Annotated in this window: 7 protein-coding genes; 4 read left to right on the top strand and 3 right to left on the bottom strand. The window is 73.3% G+C overall.

Going from position 1 to position 9,729, the window contains the following annotated elements:
• Window positions 1–56 precede the first annotated feature (56 nt).
• Genes IEY78_RS17575 through IEY78_RS17585 form a run of 3 tightly spaced genes read left to right on the top strand, consistent with a single transcriptional unit; the run spans window position 57 to window position 3,770 of the window.
• Window positions 57–1,019, top strand: a complete 963-nt coding sequence (locus IEY78_RS17575) for an ATP-binding cassette domain-containing protein (protein ID WP_189099305.1) — start codon at window positions 57–59, stop codon at window positions 1,017–1,019.
• Entirely contained in the window at window positions 991–3,111 is a 2,121-nt protein-coding gene (locus tag IEY78_RS17580; protein ID WP_189099306.1) for a YhgE/Pip family protein, read from the top strand. Before IEY78_RS17575 ends, IEY78_RS17580 begins: the two co-directional genes overlap by 29 nt.
• Window positions 3,108–3,770: a TetR/AcrR family transcriptional regulator gene (locus IEY78_RS17585; RefSeq protein ID WP_189099307.1), complete on the top strand. Its 663-nt coding sequence runs from the start codon at window positions 3,108–3,110 to the stop codon at window positions 3,768–3,770. Before IEY78_RS17580 ends, IEY78_RS17585 begins: the two co-directional genes overlap by 4 nt.
• Before the next feature lie 102 nt (window positions 3,771–3,872).
• On the opposite strand, the gene IEY78_RS17590 is transcribed toward IEY78_RS17585, so the two are convergent.
• The 3 genes from IEY78_RS17590 to IEY78_RS17600 all read right to left on the bottom strand — a co-directional run bounded on the left by IEY78_RS17590 (window position 3,873) and on the right by IEY78_RS17600 (window position 8,939).
• The gene (locus IEY78_RS17590; RefSeq protein WP_189099309.1) at window positions 3,873–5,408 is read right to left on the bottom strand and encodes an IPT/TIG domain-containing protein; all 1,536 of its coding nucleotides are present in this window, start codon (window positions 5,406–5,408) and stop codon (window positions 3,873–3,875) included.
• A 227-nt stretch (window positions 5,409–5,635) separates the two neighbouring features.
• Complete coding sequence (locus IEY78_RS17595; RefSeq protein WP_189099311.1) at window positions 5,636–7,372, bottom strand: thiamine pyrophosphate-binding protein; 1,737 nt, start codon at window positions 7,370–7,372, stop codon at window positions 5,636–5,638.
• A 55-nt stretch (window positions 7,373–7,427) separates the two neighbouring features.
• The gene (locus tag IEY78_RS17600) at window positions 7,428–8,939 is read right to left on the bottom strand and encodes a sodium:solute symporter family protein (RefSeq protein ID WP_189099313.1); all 1,512 of its coding nucleotides are present in this window, start codon (window positions 8,937–8,939) and stop codon (window positions 7,428–7,430) included.
• 200 nt (window positions 8,940–9,139) lie between these two features.
• Here IEY78_RS17600 and IEY78_RS17605 point away from each other — a divergent pair.
• Window positions 9,140–9,729 (top strand): PucR family transcriptional regulator ligand-binding domain-containing protein (locus tag IEY78_RS17605; RefSeq protein WP_189099315.1); only part of this gene is annotated, 590 nt, incomplete at its 3' end.

Consider the following 9,729-nt stretch of genomic DNA (forward strand, 5'->3'; position numbering starts at 1 on the left):
CCCCCGATACGGCACACTTTTAGACTGACCAGTCAGATCAAAGGGGAGGGGTGTTCGTGAACACCACCCGCCAGGGGGCGGCGGTCGACGCCAGAGGCATAGGAGTGGAGGGCCCACGGGGCTGGGCGTTCCGGGGCATCGACATCTCCGCGGAGCCGGGCGCGCTGATCGCCGTCCAGGGCTCCTCCGGTTCCGGCCGCACGTGCCTGCTGCTGGCCCTCACCGGCCGGATGCGGATCACCGCGGGCGAGGCGACGGTCGCCGGACTCCCGCTCCCGAAGCGCATCGGGACGGTGCGCAGCCGCACCGCCATCGCCCATGTGCCGGGCGTCGTCGAACTCGAACCGGCCCTCACCGTCGCCGAACACCTCAAGGAGCAGGCCCTGTTGGGCCATCGCTTCCAGGGCCTGAGCGCTTCGCTCCCCTGGGGCAGGCGGCAGAAGGAAGCCACCCGGGCCCGGATCGACGCCGCGCTCGCGGTCGTCGGCCTCGACCCCGCGTCCCTCGTCAAGGGCCTGCGGACGGCCGTGCGGGACCTGGAGCGGATCGAGGCGCTGCGGCTGTCCGTCGCCCTCGGGATCATGCACGGGCCGCAGCTGCTGGCCGTCGACGATGTCGACCTCAAGCTGTCGGCGGCGGAGCGCGCCGAGGCCTGGGAGCTGCTGCGGGGCGTGACGCGGACCGGCATCACCGTCGTGGCCGCCGGCAGCGAGGCCCCCGCGGACGCCGTGCTCGTGCGCACCACCCCCGCGCCGGCCGCCGCGGACACGGCCGCCGCGGACACGGCCGCCGCGGACACGATCGCCGCACCGGCCGCGAAGACGCCGGAGGCACCGGCCGCCGAGGCGCCGGCCGCCGAGGCGCCGGCCGCCGAGGCGCCGGCCGCCAAGCCGGCGGCCGGTAAGACCCCGGCCGCCGACGCACCCGGCGCGGCAGGCACCGGCACCGAGAGCGCCACCCACACCGGCACCGACGAGGAGGAAGCAGCGGATGCGTTCGCCGAGACTGGCCGCGCTTGAGCTCAAGCGTTTCGGCAGGGGGAAGCTTCCCCGTCTGGGCCTGGTCGCCCTGATGCTGATCCCGCTGCTCTACGGGGCCCTGTACCTGTGCTCCTTCTGGGACCCCTACGGCCGCCTGGACAAGATCCCGGTGGCCCTCGTCAACGAGGACCAGGGCGCCACCACCGGCGGCAAGAAGTTCACCGCCGGCGACGACCTGTCCGAGAACCTCAAGGACAGCAAGAAGTTCCACTGGGAGGACGTCAGTTCCGCGGACGCCGCCAAGGGCGTCGAGAACGGCACGTACTACCTCTCGCTGACCGTCCCGAAGGACTTCAGCAAGCGGATCGCCTCCAGCTCCGGGGACACCCCGCAGACCGGCGCGCTCAAGGTCCGCACGAACGACGCCAACAACTACGTCGTCGGCTCGATCTCCAAGACGGTCTTCTCCGAGGTGCGCGCCAAGACGTCGGCCACCTCGGCGCGGGCCATGCTCGACAAGATCTTCATCTCGTTCTCCGACCTGCACGACAAGACCGCCGAGGCGGCGGACGGGGCCGGGAAGGTCGACAAGGGCGTGGGCTCGGCCAAGAAGGGCTCCGGCGACCTCGCCGACGGCCTCGGCAAGCTCAACGAGGGCGCCGGCAAGGTCAGTCAGGGCGCCGGTGACCTGAGCCGGGGCGCCTCGTCGGCCGTCGCCAAGGCCCGCGAGCTGCGCGACGGCGCGGGCAAGGTCGCCGACGGCACCCAGCAGCTCGCCGAGAAGGTCCACGGCCTCGCCAAGAAGGACCTGCCCTACCTCCGCGAGCACGGCAAGGAGATCGGCAGGGGCGCGCAGTTCGTCGCCGACGCCACCGAGACCGTCGACGACGTCCTCGACACCCTGCCGAGCGACTCCGCCAAGGCCGCAACGCAAGCCCGCAAGAACGCCGACAACGCCGCGAAGATCTACCAGGACCGCTGCGGCGGGCTGCTGGACACCGACCCCGACTGCACGGACCTGAAGGCCCTCGCGGACGGCAGCAAGGTGGCCGCCGACGCGGCGGAGAAGGTCCGCGACGCCATTGCCGGGGCGGACTTCGGTCCGCTGCGCGGCAAGCTGCACGAGGTGCACCAGGGCGCGGTGATGGTCGCCGAGCAGGCCCCGGGCATCGGGCAGCGCGCGGACACCGCGATCCGCCAGATCAACCAGCTCAACGCCGGTGCCCACAAGGTCTCCCAGGGCGCGGGGCTGTTCGAGAACGGCATCGGCACCCTCGCCGACGGCGCGGGCAAGGTCGCCGACGGCGCCGGCAAGGTCCACAGCGGCGTCGGTGACGCCAAGGACGGCGCCGTCAAGCTCACCGGCGGCCTCTTCAAGCTCAAGGACGGCACCAACCAGCTGGCCGACGGCCTGCACAGCGGCGTCGCCAAGATCCCGGACTACGACAAGAAGGACCGCGACGCCCGCACCCAGGTGATGTCCGACCCGGTCGCGCTGGCCGCCAAGTCGATGCACAAGGCGCCCAACTACGGCACCGGCCTGGCGCCGTACTTCATCCCGCTCTCCCTGTGGGTCGGCGCGATGGTCGCGTTCATGCTGCTCCCGGCGCTGGGCAAGCGGGCGCTGGCCGCGGGCGCCCCGGGCTGGCGGATCACCCTCGGCTCCTGGCTTCCCGCCTACGCCGTCGGCGTCGTCCAGGTGCTGGCCCTGATGGCCGTGCTGCACTGGGGCCTGGGCCTGGAGATGGTCCGCTCGGCGGGCACCGTCGGCTTCCTGCTGCTGGCCACGGCCTGCTTCACCGCCATCATCCAGCTGCTGGGCGCGTTCTTCGGACCGGCCGGCCGGGTGCTGACCCTGGTCGTCCTGATGCTCCAGCTGACCTCGGCGGGCGGCACCTACCCGGTGCAGACCAGCCCCGGCTTCTTCGGTGCCATCCACCCGTTCCTGCCGATGAGTTACGTGGTCGACGGCCTGCGCCGGCTGATCACCGGCGGTGACCTGGGCATCGTCTGGCAGGGCTGCGGCGTCCTGGTGGCCTTCACCCTCGGCGCGCTGGCCCTGACCGCCCTCACGGCGCGCGGCCGGCAGGTCGTCCGGATGAAGGACCTGCACCCGGAACTCAGCCTGTGAGTGTGCTCCCGGTCTCCCGGGGCGGTGCCGGCGACGGCACCGCCCCGGGGGCCGCCCCGGCCCCCCGGCGCGCCTCCACCCGCCGCCGGCTCTTCGAGGCCGCCGTGGTCCTCATCGCCGAACAGGGCTTCTCGGCCACCACCGTCGACGAGATCGCCGACCGCGCCGGTGTCGCCAAGGGCACCGTCTACTACAACTTCGCCAGCAAGAACGTCCTCTACGAGGAGCTGCTGCGCGACGGCATGGACCTGCTCTCCGGCTCGCTGCGCCGGGCCGCCGACGCCACGGTGGCCGCCGGCGGCAGCCACGTCGGCGCCCTGGACGCCATGATCCGCGCCGGCCTGGACTTCATCGCCGGCTCCCCCGCCCTGATGCAGCTCTACGTCGCCGAACTGTGGCGCACCAACCGCACCTGGCGGGCGACCCTCACCTCCGTCCGCGGCCGGGCCCTGACCGTCGTCGAGTCGGTCCTGCACGACGCCGTGGCCGCCGGCGAGCTCTCCGCCGAACTCGACATCTCCCTCACCGCCTCCGCCCTCCTCGGCATGGTCCTGGTGGCCGCCCTGGACTGGCAGTCCTTCCAGCCGGACCGCTCGGTCGAGGACGTGCACGCGGCGCTGTCCCGGCTGCTCCAGGGACGCGTGGCGGGCGGACCGTAGGGCCCCGCCCTGCCGTGCTCGGGCCGGCCCGGTCGTGGACAACCGCCCACGACCGGGCCGGCCTTCCGCATGCGGGCCCGGTCGGCCGGCGACCGGACGGGGTCAGGGTTCGATGACTCCCGCGTGCGCGCTGGACGGGGACAGGACTGCTGTCGCGGTGGTCGCCCCGGCGAAGGAGGCGTCGTAGCCGCCGTGCAGCAGGATCAGGCTCAGCAGCAGCGTCTCGTTGAGCCGGGCGGTGCCCTGGGCGTCGGTGACGGCGGTGCCCATGAGGTTGCTGCCGATGGTGAACACGATGGTCTGGCCGGGCACCGGCAGACCGGTGACCTGGTCGGTCAGCGTGGCGGTCAGGAACGGGAAGTACACGTGCGGCGGGAACAGCTTCGTCAGCGCCGGGGTCGCGGTCAGCGTGGTGGCGTGGACGGGGAGCACGTACGTGAACCCGTTCGTCAGCGTGACGCTGCCGCCGGGGGTGGTGACGGTGACGTCCACGGGGCCGGGCGCGCCCGGCGGCGTGGTGGCGGTGAGCTGCGTGCCGGCGGCGTTGACGCTCACCCCGATGGCCGGGTTGCCGCCGAACGTGACGCTCGCCCCGGTCAGATTGGTGCCGGTGATGGTCACGACCGTGCCGCCCTCGGTGGTCCCCTGGGTGGGGTTGACGGTGCTCAGCGTCGGGGAGAACTGGATGACGCTGACGCTGGCCCCGGCGATGTTGCTGACGTAGACCTTGTTGTTGGGCGCGACCACCAGCGCGATCGGCTGGCTGCCGACCGGGATCGGGGCGCCGACGGGCATGTTGGTGGTGGTGTCGATCACCGACACGTCGTTCGAGCCGCGGTTGGCCGTGTAGGCGGTGCCGTCGGAGCCGACCGCGATGCCCCACGGGTTGGTGCCGACGGGGATGGTGGTGAGGACCGTGTCCGTCGTCGTGTCGATCACGGACACGTTGTTCGACCCGATGTTGGCGACGTAGGCGTTGCCGTTGGGCGCGATCGCCACGAAGTTCGGCTGGTTGAAGCCGGGGATCGTGGTGAGGACGGTGGCGGTGGCGGTGTCGATCACCGTCACGCTGCTCGCGTTCCGGTTGGTGACATAGGCCTTGCCGTTGGGGGCGACCGCGATGCCGACCGGGCCGCTGCCGGTGGGGATGGCGGCGCCGACGGCGGTGTTGGTGGTGGTGTCGATCTCCTGCACGCTGTTCGCCCCGAAGCGGGAGACGTAGACGTTGCCGCTGGGGATGACCGCCGCCGCGGCGGGGCCGCCGCTGAGGGGAATGGTGGCGATGACCGTGCTGGTGGCGGTGTCGATCACCGTCACGTTGTTGGAGATGTTGTTGGGGACGTAGGCGCTGCCGTTGGGGGCGACGGTCAGCCAGGCCGGCGTGGTGCCGGTGGGGATCGCGGCGCCGATGACGGTGTCCGTGGCGGTGTCGATGGTGAACACGCTGCTCGAACCGGAGTTGGCGACGTAGAGATCGCCGTTGGGGATGAACGCCAGCCCGACCGGATTGGTGCCGACGGGGATGGAGGTGACCGCCAGGAGGGTGTGGACCGCCGCCGGGGCGGCCGCCGGCACCTGGGCGGGGAGGAGAGCTGTCCGCAGCAGGTCCTGCTGCGGTGACTGGACGCTGGTACTCATGTGGACCCCTTCGATGGGGGCCGCGCCGGTCCTGTGTGCCGCTCCCCGCGCGGGGCGCGACACAAGGCCGGTGATCCCTGTCCGGGGCAGCACACACCACTACGACAGACCGCGGGTCACCGACAACACGACGGGCTGCGCACCCCGAGGAGGGATGGGCAGCCCGTTTGGTTCGGTAGCAGCGTCCTCCCCACCTGGTGCGGCGGTGAAACCTCGCGGCGGGCGGGTCAGGAGTCCAGATGCGTCGGCGCGAACATCCGCAGGCGCGCCGGGAGGACGACGACGGAGGGGCCGGGGGCCGCCAGCGCCGCCGCCAGGTCCGTGCGGAGGTGCTCCGGGCTCGTACGGACCGCGGGCACGCCGAACGCCTCGGCCAGCGCCGCGAAGTCCGGCCGGGTGAGTTCGGTGGCGGTGGCCGTGCCGAAGGCGTCGGTCATGTACTCGCGCAGGATGCCGTAGCCGCCGTCGTCCACGATCAGCCAGGTCACCGGCAGGTCGTACTGCCGGGCGGTGGCGAGTTCGGCGAGCGAGTACATGGCGCCGCCGTCGCCGGAGACCGCCAGCACCGGCCGCGACGGGTCCGCGGCGGCCGCCCCCAGGGCCGCCGGGAAGCCGTAGCCCAGCCCCCCGGCGCCCTGCGCCGAATGCAGGGCGTTGGCGGCCCGCGGGTCGAAGGCGGACCAGGCCCAGTAGGCGAGGATCGTCATGTCCCAGCAGCTGACCGCGCCGTCCGGCAGGGCCTGCCGCACCGAGGCCAGGAGCTGCTGCTCCAGGTCGAGTTGCTGCCCGTCGATCCGGTCGCGGACGCGCGCCAGGAGGTCGCAGACGGCGGCCTCGGGAGCGTGCGCCCCCGCGCCGGCGGCATGCCAGGCGCCCGCCGCCTCCCCGCTCTCCGGCGTCTCACCGGGCTCCCCGGCGCACCCGGTGCCCGCCGGCTCCCGCTCCCCGACCTCCTTGACCAGCGCGGCCAGCGCCGCCCGGGCGTCCGCGTGGAGGCCCAGCGCGGCGTGGTTCGCCTCCAGCTTGCCGAGGTCCGCCTCGATCTGCACGATGCGGCCCCGCGGCCGGAAGGTGTGGTAGTTCGAGGAGAGTTCGCCCAGCCCGGAGCCGACGACCAGCAGGGTGTCCGCGTCCTCCAGGAAGTCCGTGGTGTGCCGGTCCTCCAGCCAGGACTGCAAGGAGAGCGGATGCTCCCAGGGGAAGGCGCCCTTGCCGCCGAAGGTGGTGGCCACCGGCGCCCGCAGCCGCTCGGCGAGCGCCAGCAGCTCCGACTCCGCCCCGGCCCGTACGACTCCCCCGCCGGCCAGGATCACCGGCCGCCGCGCCGCGGCCAGCAGGTCCGCCGCGGCCGCGACCAGCTCCGGGCGCGGCGCCAACTCCCGTGGTGCGGCATGCAGTCCGACCACGGCGGGGATCTCGACCTCGGCCAGCAGCACGTCCTGCGGGATCTCCAGCCACACCGGCCCGTGCGGGACGCTCAGCGCCGACTCCCAGGCGGCGGCCACCGCGGACGGGATCTGGGAGGCGGTGCGCGCCGTGTGCACGGACTTGACCACCCCGCGGAACGAGGCGCTCTGGTCGCCGAGTTCGTGCAGGTAGCCGTGGCGGCCGCCGCCGATCCCGGCCAGCGGCACCTGACTGCCGAGGGCCAGGACGGCCGCCGAGCCGGCCGCCGCCTCCTGGAGCGCGGGCAGCGTCATCAGCGCGCCGGGGCCGGTGGACACCAGCAGCGGCGCGACCGAGTGCGTGGCCCGGGCGTACGCGTCGGCGGCGAAGCCCGCGTTGTTCTCCACCCGCAGGCCCACATAGCGCAGCGCGGAGCGGCGCAGCGCGTCGAAGATGCCGAGCGCGTGCTGGCCCGGCAGCCCGAAGACGGTGTCCGCGCCCAGGGCCGTCAGCGATTCGACGACCAGATCGCCGCCGGTGCGCGTGGTCCGCTCCGGCACGGGTTCGGTGGTGCTCATCTGCGGTCGGCTCTCCGTTTCGTGAGGGGAGGTCAGGGGGGTGCGGCCCGGCGGCTCAGACGCGGGTCAGCGGGGAGGGGGTGTCCGCCCGGCCCGCCAGCCGCTCCCGCCAGACGGTCAGCACCGCCTGGTCCGTGGGCCGGGTGGCCAGGCTGACCGCCACGTACGCCACGAGCGAGGCGAGCAGCCCGTAGTAGATCGGCTCATTGGCGAGGACCCCGAGGGTGGCCATCAGGCCGATGACGGTCAGCCCGCCGACGGCGACCGAGGCGAGCGCGCCGGCGGCGGTCCCCCGCCGCCACAGCAGTCCGCCGAGGATCGGCACCAGCAGGCCGCCGACCAGGAGGTTGTAGGCGAGGGTGAGCGCCTCGACGACGTTGTTGAGCGCGATCGCGGTGACGATCACGGCCAGGCCCATGAGCAGGGTGAAGAGGCGGTTGCCGCGCACCTCGTCGGGGGCTTCGGCCGGCCCGCCGTCCCGCGGACCCCCGGCCGCCCAGGACGCAGCCCCGGCGGCCGGGTCCCGCCGGGCCCGGACGGCGCCCCTGACCCGCGACCAGATGTCGTTGTGGGCGACCGTGGCGCAGGCGATCAGCGCGCCCGAGGAGGTGGACATCACCGCGGACAGCGCCGCCGCCAGCACCAGTCCGCGCACGCCCACCGGCAGGGTGTCCTTGACGATGGTGGCGAAGGCGTCGTCCGGGCTGCCCAGATGCGGGTAGAGCACCTTGGCGGCGGTGCCGATGACCGCCCCGGCCAGCGCGTAGACCAGGCAGTACGTGCCGGCCGCGGTGCCGCCCAGGCGCGCCGTGCGGTCGCTGCGGGCGGTGAAGACCCGCTGCCAGATGTCCTGCCCGATGAGCATGCCGAAGGAATAGATCAGCACATAGGTGAAGACCGTCTGGCCGCCGATGCCGAGCGGCGCGAAGTAGTCGTGCGGCAGCCGGTGGGCCATCTCCCCGAAGCCGCCCGCCTTGATGACGGCGATGGGCAGCAGGAGCAGCAGCACCCCGATCGTCTTGACGACGAACTGGACCATGTCGGTGAGGGTGATCGACCACATGCCGCCGAGCGTGGAGTACGCGACGACGATGGCTCCGCCGATGACGATCGAGACCGTCCGGTCCAGGCCGAAGAGCACGTCGAAGATCGTCGCGTAGGCGATCGTCGAGGTGACCGCCAGCATCAGCGTGTACGCCCACATCACGATGCCGGAGATGAGCCCGGCGGAGCCGCCGTAGCGCAGGTCCAGCATCTCGGAGACGGTGTAGACCTTCAGCCGGGCGATCCGGGCGGAGAAGAAGACGCTCAGCGCGAGCAGCCCGAGGCCGATGGTGAAGACCATCCAGGCGCCGGAGAGGCCGTATTGGTAGCCGAGCCCCACCCCGCCGATGGTGGAGGCGCCGCCGAGCACGATCGCCGCCATGGTGCCCGAGTACATCGCCGGGCCGAGGCGGCGCCCGGCGACGAGGAAGTCGCTCTTGGAGGTGGCGCGGCGCATCCCCCACCAGCCCACCGCGAGCATTCCGGCCAGGTAGAGCACGATCACCGCATAGTCGACAGCCATGGGCCATCCCTTCCAGCTGCGCCGAGGGGGGAGAGAAGCGAGAGCAGAGGGGCAACGGGTGTGGGGGAGGTGGGCGGGGCGCCCGGTGAGCGGGGGTCCCGCCGGGCACCGCGCCTGGGGGTTGACCCTAGGAGGCGGCAAGGCGACGCTGAAGTGTACGTTTCCTCCATTCACCACCCCCCGAGATGGAGGGTTCGCACATGCCGCGCCCGCTGCCCCCGCCGTCCACCCCGCCGGTGCCGCTCGCGGAGCTGCTCGCCCGGACGGATCTGGGCCTGCGCCAGCTGGCCGGGCCCCGCGAGGGCGTCGCCCTCCACTGGGTGCACACCTCCGAGATGGCCGACCCGGTGCCGTACCTCCTGGGCGGCGAGATGCTGCTGACGGCGGGGGTGCATCTGGCGGAGGTGACCGGCGGCGCCCCCGCCCTGGACGCCTATCTCGACGGCTACGCCGCCCGTACCGTCGCGGCCGGCGCCGCCGCCCTCGGCTTCGGGATCGCGCCGGTGCACGAGGCCGTGCCGCCCGCCCTGGTGGCGGCCTGCGACCGGCACGGCCTGCCGCTGGTCGAGGTCCCGGCGGGCACCCCGTTCACCGCGGTGGAGAGCGCCGTGTGGCAGTCCGTCACGCAGGCCAGGCACCGTGAGCTGACCCGGCTCAGCGAGGCGCAGCGCGCGCTGGCCGCGGCCGCCGCCCGTCCCGAGCCGGCCGCCGCCGTGCTGCGCGCCCTGGCCCGCCCGGTGCACGGCTGGACGGTGCTGCTGACCGGGGACGGCGCGGCGCGCGGCGCGGC

It is taken from the genome of Streptomyces kronopolitis, from assembly GCF_014646275.1.
Lineage (GTDB): Bacteria > Actinomycetota > Actinomycetes > Streptomycetales > Streptomycetaceae > Streptomyces > Streptomyces kronopolitis.

Bases quoted from the DNA above. Each gene is read 5' to 3' on its own strand.
- IEY78_RS17600 (WP_189099313.1), bottom strand. From the start codon at position 8,939: ATGGCTGTCGACTATGCGGTGATCGTGCTCTACCTGGCCGGAATGCTC.
- IEY78_RS17580 (WP_189099306.1), top strand. From the start codon at position 991: ATGCGTTCGCCGAGACTGGCCGCGCTTGAGCTCAAGCGTTTCGGCAGG.
- IEY78_RS17595 (WP_189099311.1), bottom strand. From the start codon at position 7,372: ATGAGCACCACCGAACCCGTGCCGGAGCGGACCACGCGCACCGGCGGC.
- IEY78_RS17590 (WP_189099309.1), bottom strand. From the start codon at position 5,408: ATGAGTACCAGCGTCCAGTCACCGCAGCAGGACCTGCTGCGGACAGCT.